The following is a 23899-nucleotide window of genomic DNA, read 5'->3' as shown; positions in this document are numbered from 1 at the left end:
AGAGGCGAGCCCTTCCGCTCGCCTTTTTCAGATCGGCATATGTAATGGTATAACATTTATACGGAGATATCCATGGATAACAGGCTCCCCGTCACGGTCCTGTCCGGCTTCCTCGGCGCAGGCAAGACGACGCTGCTCAATCACGTCCTTTCCAATCGACAGGGCATGCGCGTCGCCGTCATCGTCAACGACATGAGCGAGGTGAATATCGATGCTGCGCTGGTGAGGGATGGCGGCGCCAACCTGTCGCGCACCGAGGAACAGCTGGTCGAGATGACCAACGGTTGCATCTGCTGCACGCTTCGCGACGACCTGCTGACCGAGGTCCGCCAGCTCGCCGAACAGGGCCGGTTCGATTACCTGCTGATCGAATCGACAGGTATTGCCGAGCCCCTGCCCGTCGCCACCACATTCGAGTTCCGCGATGAGGCCGGCGAAAGCCTTTCCGATCTCGCCCGGCTCGACACCATGGTCACCGTCGTCGATGCCGCCAATCTGCTGGCCGACTACGCCTCTACCGATTTCCTGGCCGATCGCGGCGAGACCGCCGGCGATGGCGACAACAGGACGATCGTCGATCTCCTGGTCGAGCAGATCGAATTCGCCGATGTCGTCATCCTCAACAAGACCGGCAGCGCAACGCCGGAGCAGCGCGATGCCGCCCGCATCATCATCACCGGGCTGAACCCGGATGCAAAGCTGATCGAGACGGATTTCGGCCGCGTCGAACTCACCGATGTCCTGGGCACCGGCCGCTTCGATATCGACAAGGCCGAGACCCACCCGCTCTGGTACAAGGAGCTGCACGGCTTCCGGGATCATGTGCCGGAGACCGAGGAATATGGCATCCGGTCCTTCGTCTATCGCGAGAAACGCCCTTTCCATCCGGGAAAACTGCAGGCCTTCCTCGACTGCCCCTGGCCGGGCGTCGTGCGCTCAAAAGGCTTCTTCTGGCTGGCAACCCGCCCGCATTATGTCGGCGAGATCAGCCAGGCCGGCGCCATCGTCCGCACCGGCAAGATGGGTCTGTGGTGGACGGCGGTGCCGAAGGAGCAGTGGCCGCGCGATCCCGGCTTCGAAAAGAACATTGCGCCCTATCTCGATCCTGTCTGGGGCGATCGCCGCCAGGAAATCGTCTTCATCGGCGCCGATCCGATGGACGAGGCCGAGATCCGCGCCGCGCTGGATGCATGTCTCGTCGATGCCGCGGATTTCACGCCCGAGAAATGGCGCGACCTTCCCGATCCCTTCGCCAGCTGGGCATTGCGCGCCGCATGAGCGAAAGAGCAAAGGCCTTCCGTTGCATCTGCGAGGAATGCGAACCGCTGCCGCCGATCCCCGGCCTCAGCATTCCCGAGCCGCAGCCAACCAATGCCAAGGCGCTGGCGGCGGCATTTCTCAAGGCAGCCATCGCGCGCAAGCCGGCTGCCGGTCAGGACAAATGAAAAAGGGCGGCATCGCTGCCGCCCCTTCTGTTTCATTCCCGCAACCGCTTAGCGGCCGGCAATGATGCTGGTGATGATGCCGGTGGCGACGCCGACCAGCAGGAAGTCGTTGTCGACCTTTACCCAGTGATAGCCGCGCGGCGGAGCCGACAGGCGGTAGCGGCGGTAGTCGCGAACGTCAGCCATGCGGCGACGCTCGGCGGCGGTGACGCGATGGCCCTTGGTCCAGCGGTACTTCTTGACGATGACCTGCTTGTGAACGTTCTTCTCGACGACCACAGGGCGGCGGTAATCGTTGGCGCTGGCTTCCGAAGCAACGATCGGCGACAGCAGGAAGGAGGCGGAGAGAAGAGCGGCGAAGAACTTTTTCATTGGGGTTTCCTCGTGTTGAACACGCCCCGAAATTACGTCCATAAAGATGAACCGAATCTGAAATTTTAATTAAACTTCTGTAATCCGGACAAAGGCTTATGCCGGATATCTAATGTAGCTTTCGCGGCGTCAGCGGCGCACGATTGCCATTGAGATGACGTCGAGATAGCGCCCGTCGATGCAGACGAAGTCCTTGCCGATCCCCTCCCGAACGAAGCCGACGCGCTCGTAAAGCCGGATGGCGCGGGCGTTATCGGCGTGGACGTTGAGCTCGATGCGTACCAGCCCCTTCGACTGGGCATCCTCAATCGTCGTCCTGATCAGCCGCTCGCCAAGCCCTCTGCCGCGAAACGCCGGCAGGATGCCCATGCCGAGCGCGCCGCCATGGGCATGGATAGGCTGCGCGTGGCGGCGGATATCGCACCAGCCGGCCACCGCGCCGTCGGCGATCGCCACGAATTGCGAATGGCCGTTGGCAATCATATCCCGTACGAAGGCCCGCGTGCTCTCGAGCGGCGGCGCCTCGAGGAAGGTCAAGTAGCGCCGCTCGCGGGCGACGGTATCGAGCGCTTGATGAAAGCCGTCGATATGCTGCTCGGCGATCGGGACGATGTCGATATCGTTCATTGTTCCCTCACAGCTCCTCGTAATTGAACCAGTCGAAATCGGCCGTCTTCGCCCTGCCCGACGTATCGAAGGCAAAGACGCCGGCAAAGGCGCCGGTAAACGAGCCATGCTCGCCGCGCCCGCCCTCGTCGGAAACGACGCCGGCATCGAGCTCGGGGCCCACAGGTTGCCAGGCCCCCATGCCCTCGGTCTGCCAGAAGAACTGCAACCCGTTCTCGCGAATTTCCATCGACAGCTGGACGCGGCCCTCGGCCGGCACGGCGGCACCACTGCCTGCCGGGAAGCTCAGCCGCCCATTCGGATAATCGCCATCGCAGGAGAGCACTGTCACGCAGCGCCCGAGCTTCTCATGCAGCGTCACCGCGACGGCATGGAACTTGTGGCGGTTATAGTAATGCGTCAGGCCCGCCACCTGCTGGTAGGTATCCGGCTGGAACTCGACGACCGTCTCGGCGCGGAAGCTGTGATGTTCCTGGCGGCGTGCCACCAGCGACTGCTCGAACCAGGAGCCGATGCTTTCGCGGGCGACCAGCCGGAGATGACCGGGCCGTTCCGTCAGATTGAAGATGCGCTGCGGCTCCGGCGTGCGCAGCCACTGGAAATCGGCTGGCAGCTTGCCGCCGTCGAAACTGTACTCGGTGCGAACGGGCTTTTCGGCAAGCGTCGCGCCATTCAGGCCGGGAACCTCGACATCGGGCACGACGGTGCCGTTTTCGAGATAGAGCCAGCCATCCTCCTTCCACACGCATTTCTGCAGCGCCGTCTCCCGCCCAAGCGTGCAGCGCCGCTTCGGCGGCATCGGCCGCCCGCAGAGATGGGTGTGATAGACCTGCCCATCCGGCGTCTCGACATATTGCCCATGCCCTGCCCGCTGCAGCACGGCGCCCGGCTGGTCCTTGGAGGTGATCAGGTGCATGTCCGGATGCATCTCATAAGGACCATCGATGCTGCGCGAGCGCGCCATCGTCACGGCATGGTCGTAGCCCGTGCCGCCCTCGGCGGTGGTGAGATAATAATAGCCGTTCTTTCGGAAGAGATGCGGCCCCTCGACGAGCCCCAGCGGGCTGCCGGCAAAGATGTTCTTGATCGGCCCGACGAGCGAGCGCGTCTTCGCGTCCCATTCCTGCAGCAGGATGCCGTCGAAGGCCGGTGATTTCGGCGCCCCGCCGTAGCTCTCGGTCCGGTGGTTCCACTGCATGTTGACGAACCACTTGCGGCCGTCCTCATCATGAAACAGCGACGGGTCGAAGCCGGAAGAATTCACATAAACAGGCTCGGACCACTCGCCGTCGATCGTCGGCGACGTGACGATGTAATTATGCGCATCCTTGAAGTTGCCGTCGAAGCGCTTGACGTCGGTGTAGACGAGCCAGAACAACCCGTCAGCATAGGAAAGACAGGGCGCCCAGACACCGCAGCTGTCGGGGTTGCCACGCATGTCGAGCTGCGACTTGCGCTCCAGCGGGCGGCGCACCAGCGTCCAGTTCACCAGATCGCGCGAATGATGGATCTGCACGCCCGGATACCACTCGAAGGTCGACGTCGCGATGTAATAGTCCTCGCCGACACGGCAGATCGACGGGTCCGGATTGAAACCGGGCAGAATGGGATTGCGGATCATGGCGGCTCCTCCAGAAGTTGCGGTACGTACGTCAATTTCGCCGGGGCTGTGAGCATTAATACCCGTCTCCCCCTCATCTCTGTGCTCTTAGGCCTACGCCCACGGGATGTCACAGAGATCCAGCCGCCGCGCGTCCGCGCGGCGAGAAGAGTCTTACCGGCCCAAGGACTTGGGCCGGCTGGATTCCTGTGACATCCCGTGGGCGCAGCCCTAAGGGCACAGGAATGAGGGAGCATGGTGAAACGTGGTCCGCCAAACTCCCCCGGGCGTCATCAATCACCCAGCCTATTCCAGCTCAGCCGACTTAGCCCACAGATTGATATCCGCTTCCTTGGCATAGACATCGATCTGCTTCAGTTCGTCTGCGGTGAACTCGAGATTGTCGAGCGCCTTGACGCAATCGACGATCTGCGAGGAGCGGCTGGCGCCGATCAGTGCCGAGGTCACGCGGTCGCCGCGCAGCACCCAGGCGATTGCCATCTGCGCCAGCGTCTGGCCGCGCTTCTCGGCGATCTCGTTGAGCTTCTTGATGTTGTCGATGATCGAAGGACGGATGAAATCCTTCTTCAGGAAGTGGTTCTGCGCCGCGCGGCTGTCCTGCGGGATGCCACCGAGATACTTGGTGGTCAGCATGCCCTGCGCCAGCGGCGAGAAGACGATCGAACCCATGCCCGTTTCATCGAGCGTGTCGAGCAGCTTGTCGTCCTCGACCCAGCGATTGAGCATCGAGTAGCTCGGCTGGTGGATGAGGCACGGCGTACCGAGATCTTTCAGGATCGCGGCCGCTTCGCGGGTGCGCTGCGAATTATAGGACGAGATGCCGACATAGAGCGCGCGGCCGGAACGGACGATATGGTCGAGCGCGCCGCAGGTCTCTTCCAGCGGGGTCTCAGGATCGAAACGGTGCGAGTAGAAGATATCGACATAGTCGAGACCCATGCGCTTCAGGCTCTGGTCGCAGGACGCGATCAGATACTTGCGGCTGCCCCACTCACCGTAGGGACCCGGCCACATGCCGTAACCGGCCTTGGACGAGATGATCAGCTCATCGCGCAGACCGGCGAAATCGGTGCGCAGGATTTCGCCGAAAGCGGTCTCGGCGCTGCCGGGAGGTGGGCCGTAATTGTTGGCGAGATCGAAATGGGTGATGCCGAGATCGAAGGCCGTGCGGCACATGTCGACCTTGCGGTCATGCGGCGTGTCGCCGCCGAAATTGTGCCAAAGGCCGAGAGAGACGGCAGGCAGCTTCAGGCCGGAACGGCCCGTGCGGTTGTATTTCATCTTCGAATAACGGTCGGAAGCCGGTTGCCAGCTCATGGTTCTATTCCTTTAAGAAAATCGCGCGGGCAGTTTGCCCGCGCGGGACAATAGTCGTTTGAAGCCTCACTTCAAGAGCGGGCGATTATCGAAGCAGCGCCTGCGCCTCTTCGATGCCGAGAGCGGCCGGCTGCGTGCAGGTCGTCGTCAGCTCGATGAAGCGTCCCTCTTCGCCCGACTTCAGGATCGAGGTCATGACGTCGACACCGTGCAGCGTGCGGTCGAGCGAGCAGCGCGCATCACGCCCCTCGATGATCGCCATCGCCATGTCGGCGAGACCGGCCGTGCGGTAGTTGGCGCGCGGTCCCTGCGGGCTCTCCTGGTTGAAGATGCCGAAGGGATGATCCCAGCCCTCGACCGGCTTGATGTCCTTGTCCTTGCCGCTCGCCTCGACCACGCCGCCAAAGAAGTTCGGATCCGGCACATAGATCGAGCCTTCGGTGCCGTAGAGCTCCATATTGGCGTGGCGGTGAGACCAGACGTCCCAGCTTGCCGTCAGCGTCACGGTCGCGCCGCTGACGAATTCGAGGATTGCCTGGATCGTCGTCGGCGTCTTCACCGGGATCACTTCGCCGTTGCGCGGCGCGCTGGTGATCGTGCGGGTTTCCGATGCCATCGAGGTCATGGCGCCGACGCGCTTCACCGGGCCGATCAGGTTGATCAGGTTGGCGATGTAGTAAGGACCGAGATCGAGGATCGGGCCGCCGCCCGGCAGGAAAAAGAAGTCCGGGTTCGGATGCCACATTTCCATGCCCGGGCTCATGACGTAGCAGGCGCCCGAGGTGATGCGGCCGACGCCGCCTTCATCGATAAACTTGCGGGCGAGCTGATGCGCGCCGCCGAGGAAGGTGTCGGGCGCGCAGCCGACGGAGAGGTTCTTCTCCTTGGCGATGCGGCGAAGTTCCTCGCCCTGCTCCAGCGTCAGAACCAGCGGTTTTTCCGAATAGACGTGCTTGCCCGCCTCGAGGATCGACTTCGAGACCGGGAAATGCGCATCCGGGATCGTCAGGTTGACGACGACATCGATCTCATCGTTCTTGAGGAGTTCCTCGATCGTCTGCGCCTTGACGCCGTATTCGGCGGCGCGCGCTTCGGCCGCCTGCATGTTGATGTCGGCGCAGGCTAGGACCTTCAGGCCCTTGAACAGCGGCGACAGGGAGAAATAGGTGGTGGAGATGTTGCCGCATCCGATGATGCCGACGCCAAGTTCCTTGGTCATGATATGCCTCAATAGGTCTTGAAGGATGCGATCGAGCGGGTGATCAGGCGGTCGATATCGGCCGGATTGTCATGCTCGACAACGAAATGCTTGGCCTTGGTGCCCTTCAGCGCGGCGATCAGCTTTGCCCAGGGCAGCGTGCCGTGGCCGACATCGGCCCAGCCGTCCTCGTTCTTGTTCTCACCGGCAGGCGCGATGTCCTTGACGTGGACCGAGGTGATGCGCGAACCGAGCTTCTCGATCCAAGCGAAGGGATCGGCGCCGCCACGGACGACCCAGGCGATATCGGCTTCCCAGGAAATATCCGGCGCGCCTTCGAAGATGCGTTCGATCGGCAGCGAACCGTCGGCGAGCTTCACGAATTCGAAGTCGTGATTGTGCCAGCCGAACTCGTAGCCGGCATCCTTGAAGGGCTTTGCCATCTCATGCAGGCGCTTGCCGAATGCCAGCCAGCCGGCGCCATCCGTCGGGCGCTGGTCGGCGGCCAGATGCGGCGCATAGATCGAATCCATGCCGAGCAGCTTGGCAATGTTGAGCGACTTCTTGACTTCGCCATCCAGGAAATCCGGGCTGAAATGGCCGCTCGCCATCGTGAGGCCGTTCTTGTCCAGTTCGCCGCGCAGGCTGTTCAGTCCGGCATCGTCAAGATCGGCATAGATACCGCCGAAGCCTTCGACTTCACCGTAACCGGCCTTGCCGAGCTTTTCGAAGATCGCCGAATAGGGCTGGAAGTTGCGCGCGCTATAGAGCTGAAAGCTGAGTTTCGTCATCATTTCCTCCTCGGGCCTCGTGCCCATCTTTCAAATTCATTCTGCCGACTGGCAGGAATGCAGGTCGTAGAAACGGAAGTCCGGCAGCTTGCCCTTTTCGAGCGCCTTGGCCGGGGTGAACGTGATGCGGCGGGTTTCACCGGCCGCGAGATCGAAGGCGTTGTCGGAATATTTCCCGTCCTCGTCCGTCTCGATCATCACGAAGAGCGCCAGTCCCCTGGCGGTGACATTGAGGCAGACCGAGCCGTCCTCCTCGACATATTCATGCGTCACCTGCAGACCAGCGGGTTCGAGCTCCAGCGCCTTGTAGGTGCCGTGAACATGATGCCCCTCGCCCCCCATGCCGTTCGAGGCCGTGAAGCGCCAGGCAAGCAGCGTTCCCTCGGGGATATCCGAGATATCGATCGAGGCAGCCGTCACCGCCGCATCCGGAGAGCAGACCGCCTGAACATCCCGCAGGTGCTTGCGCTCGCCCTTCATCGTCAGGATCGAGATCGACAGATCGACGCTGACTTCATCGAGCGTATCGTTGACCAGCGAGAAGCGGATCGACTTGCCGTCATCGGCAGGAATGGCGGCGACTGCGACCGGCTGGAAGAAGCGCTTGACGAGATAGTGCATAGCCTTCCAGCGGCCGCCGTAATCCAGGCTCGACCACGAGGCGACCGGCCAGGTGTCGTTCAGCTGCCAGTAGATCGTTCCCATGCAATGCGGCTTCAGCGACCGCCAGTATTCCACCGCCGTCTTGATCGCCAGGCCCTGCTGGATCTGGCTGAGATAGACGAAATTCGGAAAATCCTTCGGGAAGCGGAAATAGCGGAACATCGTGCCGGCGATGCGCTCGTTGCCACCGGCATTCTTCTGGTGCAGTTCCATGACCGGCGACGCGACGTTCATGTCCTTGGCGTCCGCATAGGTCTTGATGACAGGCAGCGACGTATAGGACTGGAAGCCGAATTCCGAGCAGAAACGCGGCCGCACCGTGCGGTAATTGTCGAACGACTTGTTCTCGTGCCAGACCGACCAGTAATGCATGTCGCCGGAACCGTCGGCATGCCAGGCATCGCCGAAATCGAGATAACCGGAAGCCGGGCTCGACGGCCACCAGATGGCGCCGGGCGCTGCCTTCTTCATCGCCAGCTCGATCACCCGGTTCAGGCGGTCGTAGGAAACGAGATAGCGGTCGCGGTCCTTGCGCGATTCCTCGAACCAGGTGAGCGCCCCGACCAGCTCGTTGTCGCCGCACCAAATGGCGATCGACGGATGCGAGGAAAGCCGCTTGACCTGATAGTCCACCTCGAGCGCAACGCTATCGAGGAAGTCGTCGGTCGAGGGGTAGAGATTGCAGGCGAACATGAAGTCCTGCCAGACCATAAGGCCCAGCCGGTCGCAGAGATCGTAGAAATAATCCTGCTCGTAGAACCCGCCGCCCCAGACGCGGATCATGTTCATGTTGGCGGCCTTCGCCGATTGCAGCAGGTCCTCGGTCTTCTCCGGCGACGACAGCGAATAGAGCGCGTCGGCCGGGATCCAGTTGGCGCCGCGGCAGAAGATCTCGCGGCCGTTGACCTTGAAGGCGAAACGGCTGCCTGCGGCATCGGGCGTTGTGATCAGCTCGACGGTCCTGAGACCGATCTGCTTGGTGACGCTATCGGCAGGAAGCTCGACCTTCAACGTGTAGAGCGCCTGCTCGCCGCTGCCCGACGGCCACCAGAGCTTCGGCTTGTCGATCTGGAAGAACTGATTGATGACCGTCTCGCCGCCATTGACGCCGACGTCGAGGCGCACGCGCTCGCCGTCGAGCTCGAAATGCACAGGCACGATGCCCGGGTTCTTCGAATAGAGCGTCGCGGTCACCTGCAATTCGACGCTGCCGTCGAGATTATGCGTCTGGCGCGTCGTCACATGCTCGATGCGGGCGGTTTCCAGTTTCTTCAGCGCGACCGTGCCGTAGAGACCGAGCGGCGCCAGCGCGATATTCCAGTCCCAGCCGAAATGGCACTGCGGCTTGCGCAGCATATTGCCGTTCGGGATCGGCGAATTGCCGGTGGAATAGGGAATGTAGAAAGGCTGCCTGCCCTGCCGGTCGGCACCTTCCGCGATGCTCGACTTGAAGACGATGCGCACCGTGTTGTCGCCGGCTTTCAGCATCGACGTCACGTCAGGACGGTAGCGGCGGAAGGCGTTATCGGCCGAAAGCGCCAGGAAGCCGTTCACATAGACCGAGGCAACCGTGTCGAGGTAGTCGATATCGAGATACCAGTCGCCCTCGGTTTCCTTGAGCTTGAAGCTGCGCTCGATCGTCCATTCCTGATGCGCGACCAATTGGATCTTCTCTTCGTTCCGGCCGAAATAAGGATCCGGAATGAGGTTGGCGGCATGCAGCGCGGTGTGCACGTCGCCCGGAATATTGATCGTGGTTTTGACCTCACCATCGGCGGAGGCAAGGTGCCAGCTGCCCGAGAGGTCGATGGGGGAACCGTTCTTCGGCAAGGACGTCATGGTATGTTTCCGATCAGGCCGCCTTGGGAAGACCGATACCGGTCCGCGGCCAAACTTGGACGGCCTTTCGGCCGCTATTGAGGATAAGGCGGAGCTTACGCCCCGCCCCTATTGCGTTTGTCAGATCCTGTCCTCGGTCTCGGCATCGAAAACCGACGCGAGCGAGGTGTCGAAGCCGAGCTTGACCGGCGTGCCGGGGCTGAAGCGGCGCGCGCCGTTGATGCGTACCGACATCGTATGTCCGGCATGTTTCAGCCAGAGCAGATTGTCGGCGCCCATCGGCTCCTCGACGTCGACCGTCGCTTCGTGCACTTCGGCACCGAGCTCCTCGTTGACCTTGATATGCTCGGGGCGGACGCCAAGCACCACCTTGCGGCCGGGCTGCAGCGGCTCGGAAGCCTGGTATCCCTCCAGCGAGAAGGTCACGCCGTTTGCCACAAAGGCCGGCTTGCCGTTCGCAGTTGCCAATTCGCCGCGCAGGAAGTTCATCGACGGCGAGCCGATGAAGCCGGCGACGAAGAGATTGCGCGGCTTGTTGTAGATCGTCGTCGGATCGGCGAGCTGCTGGATGATGCCGCTCTTCATGATGGCGATACGATCGGCCAGTGTCAGCGCCTCGATCTGGTCGTGCGTGACATAGATCATCGTGTTCTTCAGCGACTGGTGCAGGCGCTTGATCTCGACGCGCAGCTCGGAGCGAAGTTTCGCATCGAGGTTCGACAGCGGCTCGTCGAAGAGGAAGACGTCGACATCGCGCACCAGGGCACGGCCGATCGCGACGCGCTGGCGCTGACCGCCGGAAAGCTCGGCCGGCTTGCGCTTAAGAAGCGGCTGGATTTGCAGGATCTCGGCAGCCCGGGCGACGCGCTTGTCGATCTCCGCCTGAGGAACCTTGGCGACCTGCAGGCCGAAGGACAGGTTCTTCTCGACCGTCATCTGCGGATAAAGCGCGTAGGACTGGAACACCATGCCGATGCCGCGGTCCTTGGGCTCTTCCCAGGTGACGTTCTTGCCCTTGATGAAGATCTGCCCCGCCGATGCATCGAGAAGACCAGCAATGCAGTTCAGGAGCGTGGACTTGCCGCAGCCAGACGAACCGAGCAGGACCAGGAACTCGCCGTCGTTGATTTCGAGGTTCAGGTCCTTGAGAACGCTGACCGCACCGAAATTCAGCGACAGATCTTTGATGGAAACGCTTGTGTTCATGATCAACCTTTCACTGCGCCAGCGGCGATACCGCGGACGAAGAGACGTCCGGACACGAAATAGACGATAAGCGGCACGAGACCGGTGAGGATCGTCGCGGCCATGTTGACGTTATATTCCTTCACGCCCTGGACCGAATTGACGATGTTGTTGAGCTGCACGGTCATCGGATAGGTATCCGGGCGGGTGAAGACGACGCCGAAGAGGAAGTCGTTCCAGATGCCGGTAACCTGCAGGATCATCGCGACGACGAAAATCGGCAGCGACATCGGCAGCATGATCCGGAAGAAGATCTGCCAGAATCCTGCACCGTCGATACGCGCCGCCTTGAAGAGTTCTTCGGGAAGCGAGGCGAAGTAGTTACGGAACAGCAGCGTCAGGATCGGCATGCCGAAGATCGAATGCACGATGATCAGGCCGGTCAGCGTCCCGTAAATGCCGATTTCACGCAGCACGATAACGATCGGATAGATCATCACCTGATACGGAATGAACGCGCCGACGACGAGAACCGCGAAGAAGAACTCCGAGCCCTTGAAGCGCCAGTTGGCAAGAGCATAGCCATTCACCGAAGCGATCGCGATCGACACGACGACCGAGGGCACGGTGATGCGCACCGAGTTCCAGAAGCCGCGCGACAGGCCATCGCAATTGAGGCCGGTGCAGGCCGTCGCCCAGGCCTTCACCCACGGCTCGAAGGTGATTTCCATCGGCGGCGAGAAGATATTGCCCATACGGATTTCAGGCATGCCCTTCAGCGAGGTCACGACCATCACGTAGAGCGGCAGCAGGTAATAGGCGGCGGCGACGAACAGCGTGCCGTAGAGCATGATGTTGCGCGCCGAAAGAACAGGCTTCGGCCGCGGGCCGCTCGGGCCCGAACCAAGCTTGGAGGCGACGGCGTTGATGCCGGCCGCGGTGGTGTTGAGGGTTCCGGTATTAGCCACGCTTGCGCCCTCCGCCGAATTCCAGGTAAGCCCAGGGAATGATGATAATGGCGACGGTGATCAGCATCATCGTCGAGGCCGCAAAGCCCTGCCCGAGGTTCTGCGCCTGGAACATATAGTCATAGACATATTTGGCAGGCACTTCGGACGAGATGCCCGGACCGCCTGAAGTCTGCGCCACGACGAGGTCGTAGACCTTGACGATACCGCTGGCGATGATGACCAGCGTGGTGATGAAAACCGGGCGCATCATCGGGATGACGATGAAGAGATAGGTCTTCCACATCGGAATGCCGTCGACACGCGCCGCCTTCCAGATGTCCTCATCGATGCCGCGCAGGCCGGCAAGCATCAAGCACATGACGAGCCCGGTCCCCTGCCAGAGAGCGGCGATCAGCACGCCGTAGATGACGATGCTCGGCGTATAGAGCGGATCGAATGTGAAGCTCGTCCATCCGAGCGACCGAATCACCGACTGAACGCCGAATTCCGGATTGAGCACCCATTGCCACACGAGACCGGTGACGATGAAGGACAGAGCGAAGGGATAAAGGAAGATCGTACGGAACGTGTTCTCGAACCGGATCTTCTGATCCATCAGCGCGGCCAGCACGAAGCCGATCACCAGGCTGAAGATCAGCGACAGGATGCCGTAAAGGGCAAGGTTTTCGATCGAAACGATCCAGCGCGGTGCAGCCCAGAGGCGCTTGTACTGGTCGAAACCGACGAAGCTCAACCGAGGCAGGAGCTTCGAGTTGGTAAAGGAATAGAACACCGTCCAGAGCGTACCGCCGAGAAAGATGACCAGGGCGGTAAGGATCATCGGGATGGAAGCAATCTTCGAATTGAGATTGCGCAATAGTTGGTTTGGCCGGCCTGCTTGCGCTTGACCCGTCATTGTGACTCCTCCTGAATCGCAATTGCGTCTTGTGATCCAGAGCGGCACCGCTTGCGCGGCTGCCCTCCTTGTTTTCGTCGCCTCCCCTCACCATTCCGCACAGGCGCATGGCGCTGCCGGGATGGAGCCGGACGCGAGATCAAACCCCGCATTCCGGAACGATCCGGCCCCGCGCGGGAGCCGGATCGCCTCAGCGATCGGAAAACGATCAGTCGGCGGAAGAGATGATTTCAGCGAAGCGCTTCTGGGCGTCTTCCGGCGTCATCGACGGGTTCGCGAAGAATTCCGAGAACAAGTCTTCCTTCTGCTTCTGGCTGTCGGCCGAGAGCAGCTGGTCGGTACCTTCGATCACGTTACCCTTCTTGAGGATTTCCAGACCCTTCTTCATGCAGTCGTTGGCAGCGGCCAGGTCGACGTCGCCACGAACCGGCAGCGAGCCCTTCTTCAGGTTGAAGGCAACCTGGGTCTTGGGGTCGAGAAGCGTCTTGGCGAGAACGTCCTGCGCCTTCGACTTTTCTGCGTCCTTCAGCAGCGGGAAGTAGAAAGCATCACCACCGGTGGAGATGATTTCGTTGACGCCGAGGCCCGGAAGGCAGGTGTAGTCGGTTCCAGCCTTCTGGCCGGCAAGCGCGAACTCGCCCTGCGCCCAGTCACCCATGATCTGACCGCCGGCCTTGCCGGTGATGACCATGTTGGTTGCCTGGTTCCAATCCTGAACGTTCGTACCCTTCGACATGCGGCGGGCATCGTCGGCAGCCTTGAAGACCTTCGCGACTTCAGGACCGGCAGCAGCTTCAGCATCCTTGTCCTTGAACACCTTGTAGAAGGTATCCTTGCCGGCGATTGCGACCATCAGCACGTCGAACGCGCCGGTAGCCTGCCACGGCTGACCGCCGACGGCGAGCGGCACGATGCCGGCCTTTTCGAGAGCCGGAGCGGCAGCGACGAATTCATCCCAGTTCTTCGGCACTTCGACGCCAGCCTTCTTGAAGGCAGCGTTGGAGAGCCACAGCCACTGCCAGGAGTGGATGTTGACGGGAGCGCAGTAGATCTTGCCGTCGATCGTGCAGGAATCGAGCAGGCTCGACGGACGGATGATGTCCTTCCAGTGCTCTGCGGTGGCGACATCGGTCAGGTCGCGCATCAGGCCGGCCTGGACGAGTTCTTCAGCCTGGCGACCATGGTTGAACTGCGTGGCGCCCATCGGGTCGCCGCCGGTGATGCGGCTGATCATGATCGGACGCGCGGTACCGCCGGAACCGGCAATAGCGCCGTCGACCCACTTGTTGCCAGTGGCGTCGAATGCCTTGGCGAGTTCTGAGACAGCCGCAGCTTCGCCGCCCGAGGTCCACCAATGGGTGACTTCGAGATCGGTCGCCTGCGCGGCGCTGAACGGAATGATGACCGAAGCGGCAAGCATGGCCGCGAACGAACGGATATTCATGAGTTCTCCTCCCTCACTGAAACGTTGCCGGAAAAACTTAGTGCAATCAATTTTTCGAAGCAACAGCCTGCACGTAAAATTTTCTTTAGCGCCTGCAATTGCTACCCATACCTGTCGAAAAGCCAGAAAACGTGCATCTACGACACCAACTTGTGCGGCCAATACCGCAACGCACTTCATGATATAAATCACTGTTATATCTTATATATTTACGGATGATCCCAGAAAAATCCGTTTACGGCCCTTCGCAACCGCAAAAAATCTATGCGATTTCCATCGATTCAACCTATGCGTCTAACTCTGCCACACAGGCATCAAAAAGTGCTCGACTTTTCTACTGTATCGTTACAGATTTTGTGACTTAGGGAGGAGCGGCTTTTCGATGCGGATGCGCTTACGGCGCGTTCAAAAAGCATCTATAAGCAGACGCAAATCGCGTGAGGGTAGCTTAGACCTATGGAAAACAAGGGAAATTTCGCAGGGGCGGCGACCGTCCAGCGCGAGCGTCCGACGCTGAAGACGATCGCCTTCATGACCGGTCTTGGCATCACCACCGTCTCGCGCGCCCTGAAGGACGCACCCGATATCGGCGCTGAAACCAAGGAGCGGGTGCGCATGGTAGCGCGCCAGCTCGGATACCAGCCAAACCGCGCCGGCGTACGCCTTCGCACCGGCAAGACAAACGTCATCGCGCTAGTTCTGTCGATCGATGAGGAGATCATGGGCTTTTCGAGCCAGATGGTGTTCGGCATTTCCGAAGTGTTGACGGGCACGCCCTACCACATCGTCGTCACCCCGCATTCGCACAGCAAGGACCCGATGATGCCGGTCCGCTACATCCTCGACACGGGATCGGCCGACGGCGTCATCATCTCGCGCATCGAGCCTGACGATCCGCGCGTGCGGCTGCTTGCCGAGCAGAACATCCCCTTCGCCACCCACGGCCGCACCGATGCCGGGCTGGTGCATCCCTATCACGACTTCGACAACGAGGCTTTCGCCCACCAGGCGGTGCAGCGTCTCGTCGATCGCGGACGCCGGCATATCGCCCTGCTCCAGCCGCCGAGCAAGCTCACCTACTACGCCCATACCCGCATCGGCTTCCAGACCGGCCTGCATGACTACGGCGCCGAGGAAGTGCCGCTGCGCGTCAACATCGATGCGCCGCTCGACGAGATCAGGAATACCATTGAGGCGATGATGCGCTCGCCGAATGCTCCCGATGGCATCGTCTGCTCCGCCGGCAGCGCCGCTATCGCGGTGAACGCCGGCATCGAGGCTGCCGGCAAGCACCTCGGCAAGGATGTCGACATGGTCTCGAAGGAATCCGCCCCGATCCTCAACTGGATCCGGCCCGAAATCATCACCGCCTACGAAGACGTCCGCCACGCCGGCCGCGAAATGGCCAAAGCCGTCATCGCCCGCATCGACGGCATCGAACCGGAGCTGCTGCAGAGCGTCAGCAAGCCGGTCTGGGCGGACGGGCGGGGCTGAACAGATCGGCAGCCTGGCCGCCAGACTGAACGGCAAGACCCGGCTCTAGAACCGTTTTGCCGCCCCAACCCTGGTACCGGCCGACGCCTCACCGTCTCCCTCTACATTCAGGAGCAGGCTGACATCGATCATCCACTGATCGACCGTCTGGATGGACAGCCCTGCGGTGAGCGATCCGAATGCGCCCGATCCATCCAGACCGGAGAATCCGGCCGTCAGGCCGAGCTTCGGCGTCAGCACCGAACCGCTTTCTACTGTAAACGACCGGGCAATCTCCGCTCCGAGGCTGAGACGGAATTGTTCTGCGTCAAAGCCATCGATCACGATGGTATCGCCGGCCCCGTTGCTGACGGCGTAATCCTCGACCCTTTCGGAGAAGTAGACCGCCCGCAGCTTTGGCGTCAGGATGGTGTCGCCATCGATTGCCCACTGCCCCTCGATCGAGGTATCGGCCATCCAGCGGGTCGTATCGAACGTGCCGTCCCAAAAATACGTATCGATGTCGTTGGACGATCCGCCGTAAAGCAGGCTGGCATTCCAGAACACGTCCTTGCCGATTTCAAAGGAGGCGTAAGGACTCGCCAGCCAGCCGTTTCCACTCAGTTCCGCATCGGCATCCGTCGGATCGGTCATACGGTCGTAATGCAGGGAGAAGCCGAGCAGTGCCTTGTCGGAGAGCAGGTAATCCGCTCCCAGGTTGATCATCGCGAAGCTGCCCCACTTTCCGTCATCGGTGTCGCCATCCCTGTGCGCCAGAAATGCGCCGTCGATCCAGATGTTGAAAGGCGAAAGATCGGCACTCTTCCCACCCACCGGCGTGCGGCCTGCCGCTTCCATCTGCGCGAGGCTGGTGGAAAAGCCGACGGTCAGTCCGTTCTCAGACGGCATCAGGCGCGCGGTCACAGGATTGCTTTCCTGCTGCATCTGGCGGCGCTCAAGAAGGCCCGGCACCTTGACGGTCGAGGAAATCATGTTCTGGCGGCTTCGCACAAAGTCGTGAACCAGATGGTCGATATCCTCCGCGACCTGGCCTGCAGCGACGTTCAGATTATACGTCACGGTGCCGGCATTCGAAACACCGAGCGCGCTGGTAAGCCGGAAGCCCACTCGAACCTGGCCCGAATATGCAGGGTTTGGTGTGAACTGAAGGTACCACCCGACGGGCATAACCGGTCCCGATTGCGCCAGCTGCCCCTGAATGATCGCCGAGCTGCCGGCATTGGCGGGTTCGACAAAGGTAACGGTAGCGGACGTGAACGGGCCCCCAGTTGCCCCGCGGTTGAGATAAACGTCAGACGGCGACGAACCAGCCGGCACATTTACAACCTTGTCGGTCACTGTAATATCCTGCGCCTTAACCTTCAGGGTGTAGGCTGCAGTGCCGGTCGCGCCGTTGTTGTCCCGCACTTGAATGCTGAAGCCATAGTCTCCTTCAGTACTCGCGTCCAAAGGACCGGAAAGCTCGCCCGTCGAGATATTCAGCACCATTCCTTGCGGAAGGGTTCCTGACGAAACGCTGTAGATCAGCGGCGCGGTCCCGCCTGCGGCACTGATCGCCTGACTGTAGTCCTCACCGGCCATCGCCTCGCTCAGCGCTCCGGCGGCGGGTGTGAAGGCGAAGGTCGCGCTACCGGCTACGTCCACCTGCAGCGAATAGGATGCCGTACCCGTTGCGCCGTTTGTATCCGTTGCAGTGATGGTAAAGCTGAAATTTCCGTCTGCCGTCGGCGTGCCGGAGATCGTGCCATCGGTTGCAAGCGACAGACCCGAAGGCAACGATCCGGTGGTGACCGCATAGGTATAGGGAACACCGCCACCCGAGGCAGCGATTGTCTCGCTATAAGCGGTTCCGGCTGTGCCTGCTATCAACGCTCCGGCAGCCGGCGCGAAAGTGAAAGTCGGCGCAGTGACCGTGATGGTCACCGTCGCCGGTGATGATGTGCCGGTGGCATTGGTCGCCGTATAGGTAAAGCTGTCGGCGCCCGAATAGCCCGCAACAGGCGTATAGGTGATCGCCGTGCCGGACGCCGTCGCTGTGCCGTGGCCAGCCGCCGAGGCGACCGTAACCGATGCAGGCGCGCCGCCGGTAACATCGAGCGTAATCGGATTGGCTGATGAATTCGCTGCTACCGTCGCCGAAACCCCATTGGCGAAGGGAGCCTGGGCGCCGATGACAAGTGAGTAGGATGCCGTGCCCGTCGCGCCGTTTGTATCGGTTGCGGTAATGGTGAAACTGAAATTTCCGTCTGCCGTCGGCGTGCCGGAGATCGTGCCATCGGTGGCAAGCGACAGACCCGAAGGTAACGAGCCGGTGGTAACCGCATAGGTATAGGGAACGCCGCCACCCGAAGCAGCGATTGTCTCGCTATAAGCGGTTCCGGCTGTGCCTGCTATCAACGCACCGGGAGCCGGCGCGAAAGTGAAAGTCGGCGCAGTAACCGTGATGATCACAGTCGCCGGTGACGATGTGCCGGTGGCATTGGTCGCCGTGTAGGTGAAGCTGTCGGTGCCCGAATAGCCGGCAGTCGGTATGTAGGTGATGGCCGCACCTGAAGCCGTCGCCGTGCCGTGCGATGGAACAACTGCAATCGCAACGGTTGCTGCCGTGCCGCCCGTGATATTTAATGTGACTGGATTGACCGATGAATTCGCCGCGACCGTCGCTGAAACTGCGTTGGCAATCGGGGCAGCCAAGGATGGCGCCGGGGTGACGGAGTTGGAGGCTGCAGACGCCGAGCCGGCGCCGGTGCTGTTGTTTGCCGTCACCGTGAAGGTGTAGGCCGTTCCGTTGGTCAGACCACTGACGGTGATCGGGCTTGCCGATCCCGTCGCCGTCAAGCCGCCGGGGCTCGACGTCGCCGTGTAGTTGGTGATCACTGCGCCGCCATTGCTTGCCGGAGCGCTGAATGACACCGTTGCCTCCCCGTCGGCCGCAGTGGCCGAACCGATCGTTGGAACGCCGGGAACGACCGCATTCACAGTCCCGCTGTATGTCTGGCTGCCTGTGAAACCGTTGCCGTCAGTCGCCTCGGCCGTGAAACTGAAGCCGCCGGCGGCTGTCGGGGTGCCCGACAGGGCTCCACTGGCGGACAAAATCATCCCGGCCGGTAAGCTGCCGGCGCTTATACCGAACGTATAGGAGCCATTTCCACCGCTCGCGGTAAGGGTCTGAGCATAGGCCGTGCCGAAGGCCGGCGCCAGTAAGGTCGTCGGCCCGATCGAGATCGTCGGCGCCGCGATGTTCAGCGAGATCGTCGAGCTGGTGAAGGTGAAAGGACCGGTGCCTAAACTGCTGTCGGTGCCTGTCACCGTAAAGGTAAAGGTCCCGCTTGCCGTCGGCGTACCGGATATTGTGCCGTTGCTGCCAAGTGAGATGCCCGCGGGCAGTGCGCCGCTCGCAAGCGTGGTGAAGAAAGTATAAGGCGCCCGCCCGGCGCTTGCCGTCAGCGTCTGGCTATAGGCGGCGCTGCCGGTACCGGCAGTCAAAGTCGTCGGCGTCACGGTGATGGTCGGATTGCCTACGGGAACTGTGACCGTAGCCGGAGAGGACGGGCCAGCACTGTTGCTTGCGGTGAAGGTGAAACTGTCTGTGCCACGGAAGCCGGTCGGCGCCGTATAGGTTACTGCACCCGTGCCGGGGTCAACGCTTACGCTGCCGCCTTGATCCGTCGTGGCCGAGCCTACGGCATAGCTGGTCGGACTGTTGGTAACGTGAGTGTTGAGGGCGATATTGGCAGCACTGGAGCCGTAGGGAACGATCGCCACCGCAAAGGAGGTCGCCACCGGCGGCGAATTGATCGTCAGGGAAACTCCGGCCGAGGTGGCGTCCGGCAACGCACCACCCGATGCAATGACCCTATACTGATACCCGTCCATGCCAGCCGTCGCGCCGGTAATGGTCAGCGTCGCCGTGGTGGCGCCGGAATATGGCGCGCCGTTGATGATATTGGCGTAGCCACCACCACCGGTATTCACTTGCCATTGGTAACTTGTCGCATCGGACGCGACGACGCTGAAGGTCACAGTGCCTCCGGCGTTGACAATGGCCGCTACAGGCGCCGTGGTGATTGTGGGAGCTACGGGTGCGGAGACGCAATGTACGGAAACCGTAAGATCGGCATTCTGGCCATTGGCATAAACCATACGTAGGCCGCCACTCACCAAATCCGTACCGGAGACAGTTGTGGAAGTCCCTCCAATGCTGAACACGCCGGCAAAATACTCAAGGTACCCATTCACAACATCGCTGTCGTATGCAAAAAAATAACTGTCCGCGCCAGGTGCGCCATCTGAGATTGAGAATGACACCTGATCTGTAGGCAGAAAATCGGACGCCGGATAGCTTTTGTCCTGAACACCCCAGTCTGTCTCTTCGATCCAAGGAAGATGTACGTTGGTCCAGTCGGCATTGATCGCCTGACATGCATTTGACTCGGCAAACGCCTGCGTCGATGTCACGGATAGGAACGCAAGCAGAAGCGCTGGAACCAGCAACAGCCGGTTGCGGGCGAGCAGTGGCGCGTTTCCTGGCCCCGCCGAACGCAAGGCCTCGGAACTGAAAAGCCGCATGGCTCTGCCGGCATCGCGCGTCGACACGCCCAGCAGCGCCATGAAAACGGTAAGAACGGCCTGTGACACGATTGAAGCAGAGAAGGAAACCGGAGGATTATACGGCGGTGAAGCATATGCGCGATTGGTTTGAAGCATATCGGAGATTGCTTCTCTGGCGTCCGCGACGCACTCTGCACGTAAACGCATTTTCCCCCGCATGGCATCTGGATCCTCTGAGGGAACTCATGCCGCAATCGCCTGAAATAAAATAAGTGTCGTCAATGCTGAAAGTTTATACGAATCGACAGATTGTGACGGATACCTATACACATCCTGCGAGCAGAATTTTATAAATATTCACCTTAAGGTCGTAAATATCAATATTTGAATGTAGCGTTGCAATAAAGACGCAAAGTTGCATCGACAAACGTACTTTCATTCGACGATTGCCAAGAAAATTGCGTACTGGCAATAAAAAAGCCCGGTCGAAACCGGGCTTTTCTTATTCCTTGAAGCAAGCTCAGAAGGTCGCCGCACCGCTGCCCCAGGGGCCGTGGTGGAAGTCCTTGCCGTCGAGGCGGTCGAAGCCGTGGGCGCCGAAGAAGTCGCGCTGCGCCTGGATCAGGTTGGCAGTGCCACGGCCCTGGCGGTAGGCGTCGAAATAGGTCAGCGCCGAGGTCAGCGCCGGAACCGGCAGGCCGGCCTGCAGGGCGGCGGTGACGACGCGGCGCAGCGCCGGGATCGATTCCTTGACCATTTCGGAGAAGGCCGGCGTGACGATCAGGTTGGCTGCGTCAGGCGCCTTGGTGAAGGCCGAGGTGATCTCGTCGAGGAACTGCGAGCGGATGATGCAGCCGTCGCGCCAGATCTTGGCGATCGTCGGCATCGGCAGCGACCAGTTGAACTCGCGGGATGCTTCGGCCATGACGGCGAAGCCCTGCGCATAGGCGCCGATCTTGGCGGCGAACAGCGCCAGTTCTAGATCCTTGTCGAGCTCGGGGCCGTAGGCGATCGGGAACTTGTAATCCGGCTTGCCGAAGATCTTCTCGGCAGCTTCGCGCTGATCCTTCATCGAGGAGATCGAGCGGGCAGCAACGGCGGCTTCGATGGCGGTCGCCGGGATGCCCATGTTCTGCGCTTCGATCGCCGACCACTTGCCGGTGCCCTTCTGGCCGGCCTTGTCGAGGATCATGTCGACCATCGAGCCCTTGGAGATCGGGTCGATGGCGGCCAGCACCTTCTCGGAGATTTCGATCAGGTAGGAGTTCAGGCGGCCCTTGTTCCACTGGCCGAAGATCTTGCTGATCTCCTGCGAGTTCTTGCCGAGACCATCGCGGAAGATGCCGTAGATTTCGGCGATCATCTGCATGTCGGCATATTCGATGCCGTTATGGATCGTCTTGACGAAGTGACCGGCGCCGTCATTGCCGAGCCATGCGACGCAGGGATCGCCCTTGTACTTGGCGGCGATAGAGGTCAGCACCTTCTCGACGCGCTTCCAGCTGTCTTCCGTGCCGCCGACCATGATCGACGGGCCGTGACGGGCACCTTCTTCGCCGCCGGAAACGCCCATGCCGATGAAGGTCAGGTCGGTATTCTTCAGGCGGTCGAAACGGGCGATCGTGTCGCGGAAATTGGCATTGCCCGCGTCGATCATGATGTCACCCTTGGAGAGGTACGGACGCAGCAGTTCCATCTGCTGGTCGACTGCCTCGCCTGCCTTGATCATGATGATGATCGGGCGCGGCGGGCGGATCGCCTCGACGAATTCCTCGATCGTCTTGCACGGAATGATCTGCTTCTTCAGATCGCCGGCACTCTCGTAGAATTCATCCGTTTTCTCAGGCGTACGGTTGAAAACCGCAATCTTGTTGCCCTTTTCGGCAATGTTCAGCGCCAGGTTGGAACCCATGACGGCAAGGCCGATCAGTCCGATTTCTGCCTTTTCCACGACAATCCTCCGATGAGTCAAATTCGACCGGTGTTTTGGCACTCCCAGCCCGAAACGGCAAGACGGGAAGCGGCCTAAATGGTTCTCCGGAATCGACGTCAGAGCACTGGCGCGATATTGATCGATGGCGCGACGGCCCCATCTGAGGAGATGCGGGCCGCACTTTGCGCCTATGGGAGGCCATTATGACGACGATGACCGCGAAGATCGTGCATTGCTCGATCGACCGCGACTGGCAGGATGTCTACCATTTTGCCGGAAAGCCCGAAAACATGCCGCTTTGGGCATCTGGCCTGGCAACCGGCCTCGACCGGGATGGCGACGATTGGGTCGCCCGCGGCGTCCTCGGCACTGTCAGGGTCAGTTTCGTGCCGGAAAACCCTTTGGCATCATCGATCATACCGTAACCATCGAGAGCGGCCTTCGCGTCTACAATGCGCTGCGCATCGTCCCGAACGGCGATGGCTGCGAGGTCATGTTCACGCTATTGAAGCAGCCCCGCATGACCGACGCGCAATTTGCCGCCGACGCCGCCCATGTCGAGAAAGACCTGCACGCGCTCAAGGCATTGATGGAGAAGTAGATGGCTGGAAATCCGACGACCCTGCGTATCGACTATATCGAGTTCAACGTTGCAGATATCGCCGCCTCCAAGGCGTTCTACGGCGCCGCTTTCGGCTGGAGTTTCACCGACTACGGACCGGAATATTGCGAATTCGGCGATGGTCGCCTGACCGGCGGCTTCACGACAATGGGCAAGCCGCAGCCGGGTGGCCCGCTGGTCATTCTCTATGCGGACGATCTCGAAGCATCGCTCACAGCTGTCGAGCGCGCCGGCGGCAAGATCGTCAAGCCGATCACCGCCTTCCCCGGCGGCCGCCGCTTTCATTTCGGCGACCCCGACGGCTACGAGCTTGCGGTCTGGAGCAAGGATTGAGCATGCCTGCAACAGTGACCAACCCCAAGGTCGACGCCTATTTCAGCCGCCGTGACAGCTGGCAGGAAGAATTCACGCGCCTGCGCCGCATCCTCCTCGATACCGGGCTGAGCGAAGACCTGAAATGGGGCGAGCCCTGCTATACGCTCAATGGCGCCAATATCGTGCTGATCCACGGCTTCAAGGACTATTGCGCCCTGCTGTTCTTCAAGGGCGCGCTGATGAGCGATACGGCCGGCGTGCTGATCCAGCAGACCAAGAACGTCCAGGCCGCCCGGCAGATCCGTTTCACCAGCGCCGAGGAGATTTCGGGCATGGAGAATGTGCTGAAAGCCTATGTCGCCGAGGCCGCCGAGATCGAACGCTCCGGCGCCAAGATCGATTTCAAGGGCACGGATGAATTTGCCGTACCGGAGGAGTTTCAGGCAAAAATCGACAGCACGCCTTCGCTGAAGACGGCATTCGAAGCGCTGACACCCGGCCGGCAGCGTGCCTATCTCCTGCACTTCGCCCAGCCGAAACAGGCCAAGACCCGGGAATCCAGGATCGAGAAGGCGATGCCGCAGATCCTCGCCGGCAAGGGTCTCAACGATTGACG

The 23899-nt window shown here is 60.9% G+C and carries 18 protein-coding genes and 1 pseudogene; 6 read left to right on the top strand and 13 right to left on the bottom strand.

Annotated elements, in window-relative coordinates; genetic code table 11:
- The first annotated feature begins 72 nt into the window (after positions 1–72).
- Positions 73–1278: a zinc metallochaperone GTPase ZigA gene (gene zigA / locus F2982_RS18300; RefSeq protein ID WP_203428683.1), complete on the top strand. Its 1206-nt coding sequence runs from the start codon at positions 73–75 to the stop codon at positions 1276–1278.
- Entirely contained in the window at positions 1275–1445 is a 171-nt protein-coding gene (locus F2982_RS18295) for a hypothetical protein (protein WP_203428682.1), read from the top strand. The genes zigA and F2982_RS18295 overlap by 4 nt, the downstream gene beginning before the upstream one ends.
- A gap of 48 nt (positions 1446–1493) precedes the next feature.
- Here the strand turns inward: F2982_RS18295 and F2982_RS18290 are convergent, their stop codons facing one another.
- The 11 genes from F2982_RS18290 to F2982_RS18240 all read right to left on the bottom strand — a co-directional run bounded on the left by F2982_RS18290 (position 1494) and on the right by F2982_RS18240 (position 14368).
- Positions 1494–1817 carry an RcnB family protein gene (locus F2982_RS18290; RefSeq protein WP_112715159.1) on the bottom strand — a complete coding sequence of 108 codons (324 nt, stop codon included), beginning with the start codon at positions 1815–1817 and terminating at the stop codon, positions 1494–1496.
- Positions 1818–1946: 129 nt separating this feature from the next.
- Positions 1947–2444: a GNAT family N-acetyltransferase gene (locus F2982_RS18285; protein WP_203428681.1), complete on the bottom strand. Its 498-nt coding sequence runs from the start codon at positions 2442–2444 to the stop codon at positions 1947–1949.
- Positions 2445–2451: 7 nt separating this feature from the next.
- Positions 2452–4065: a glycoside hydrolase family 43 protein gene (locus F2982_RS18280; protein WP_203428680.1), complete on the bottom strand. Its 1614-nt coding sequence runs from the start codon at positions 4063–4065 to the stop codon at positions 2452–2454.
- Positions 4066–4350: 285 nt separating this feature from the next.
- Entirely contained in the window at positions 4351–5382 is a 1032-nt protein-coding gene (gene mgrA, locus F2982_RS18275; protein ID WP_203428679.1) for an L-glyceraldehyde 3-phosphate reductase, read from the bottom strand.
- 85 nt (positions 5383–5467) lie between these two features.
- The gene (locus F2982_RS18270; RefSeq protein ID WP_130278114.1) at positions 5468–6601 is read right to left on the bottom strand and encodes a Gfo/Idh/MocA family oxidoreductase; all 1134 of its coding nucleotides are present in this window, start codon (positions 6599–6601) and stop codon (positions 5468–5470) included.
- 8 nt (positions 6602–6609) lie between these two features.
- On the bottom strand, positions 6610–7371 hold the full coding sequence (locus F2982_RS18265) for a sugar phosphate isomerase/epimerase (protein ID WP_203430119.1): 762 nt from the start codon (positions 7369–7371) through the stop codon (positions 6610–6612).
- Positions 7372–7407: 36 nt separating this feature from the next.
- Entirely contained in the window at positions 7408–9873 is a 2466-nt protein-coding gene (locus F2982_RS18260) for a glycoside hydrolase family 2 protein (protein ID WP_203428678.1), read from the bottom strand.
- Between the two features lie 120 nt (positions 9874–9993).
- On the bottom strand, positions 9994–11079 hold the full coding sequence (locus F2982_RS18255) for an ABC transporter ATP-binding protein (RefSeq protein ID WP_130278111.1): 1086 nt from the start codon (positions 11077–11079) through the stop codon (positions 9994–9996).
- A gap of 2 nt (positions 11080–11081) precedes the next feature.
- Entirely contained in the window at positions 11082–12026 is a 945-nt protein-coding gene (locus F2982_RS18250) for a carbohydrate ABC transporter permease (protein ID WP_203428677.1), read from the bottom strand.
- Positions 12019–12924: a sugar ABC transporter permease gene (locus F2982_RS18245; RefSeq protein WP_130278109.1), complete on the bottom strand. Its 906-nt coding sequence runs from the start codon at positions 12922–12924 to the stop codon at positions 12019–12021. Before F2982_RS18245 ends, F2982_RS18250 begins: the two co-directional genes overlap by 8 nt.
- Before the next feature lie 208 nt (positions 12925–13132).
- A complete protein-coding gene (locus tag F2982_RS18240) occupies positions 13133–14368 on the bottom strand; it encodes an ABC transporter substrate-binding protein (RefSeq protein ID WP_203428676.1) in 1236 nt (411 codons plus the stop codon).
- Positions 14369–14824: 456 nt separating this feature from the next.
- Between F2982_RS18240 and F2982_RS18235 the strand changes: the two genes are divergently transcribed.
- Complete coding sequence (locus F2982_RS18235; RefSeq protein ID WP_203428675.1) at positions 14825–15862, top strand: LacI family transcriptional regulator; 1038 nt, start codon at positions 14825–14827, stop codon at positions 15860–15862.
- Positions 15863–15907: 45 nt separating this feature from the next.
- Here F2982_RS18235 and F2982_RS18230 read toward each other — a convergent pair whose 3' ends face one another.
- Both F2982_RS18230 and gndA read right to left on the bottom strand, forming a co-directional pair.
- Positions 15908–20569 (bottom strand): putative Ig domain-containing protein, encoded by a 4662-nt coding sequence (locus tag F2982_RS18230; RefSeq protein ID WP_246777477.1) that lies wholly within the window; start codon positions 20567–20569, stop codon positions 15908–15910.
- A 364-nt stretch (positions 20570–20933) separates the two neighbouring features.
- Complete coding sequence (gndA, locus tag F2982_RS18225; protein ID WP_203428674.1) at positions 20934–22364, bottom strand: NADP-dependent phosphogluconate dehydrogenase; 1431 nt, start codon at positions 22362–22364, stop codon at positions 20934–20936.
- 185 nt (positions 22365–22549) lie between these two features.
- Here gndA and F2982_RS18220 point away from each other — a divergent pair.
- The 3 genes and pseudogenes from F2982_RS18220 to F2982_RS18210 all read left to right on the top strand — a co-directional run bounded on the left by F2982_RS18220 (position 22550) and on the right by F2982_RS18210 (position 23897).
- Positions 22550–22947 (top strand): annotated as a pseudogene (locus F2982_RS18220) (SRPBCC family protein).
- Positions 22948–23301, top strand: a complete 354-nt coding sequence (locus F2982_RS18215) for a VOC family protein (protein ID WP_130278105.1) — start codon at positions 22948–22950, stop codon at positions 23299–23301.
- A 2-nt stretch (positions 23302–23303) separates the two neighbouring features.
- Positions 23304–23897 (top strand): YdeI family protein, encoded by a 594-nt coding sequence (locus F2982_RS18210; protein ID WP_203428673.1) that lies wholly within the window; start codon positions 23304–23306, stop codon positions 23895–23897.
- Positions 23898–23899 lie beyond the last annotated feature (2 nt).

This window comes from Rhizobium sp. BG4, assembly GCF_016864575.1.
Taxonomy (GTDB): Bacteria; Pseudomonadota; Alphaproteobacteria; order Rhizobiales; family Rhizobiaceae; genus Rhizobium.
Note: the sequence above shows the minus strand (reverse complement) of the source record. Positions and strands in the feature narration are given on the sequence as shown.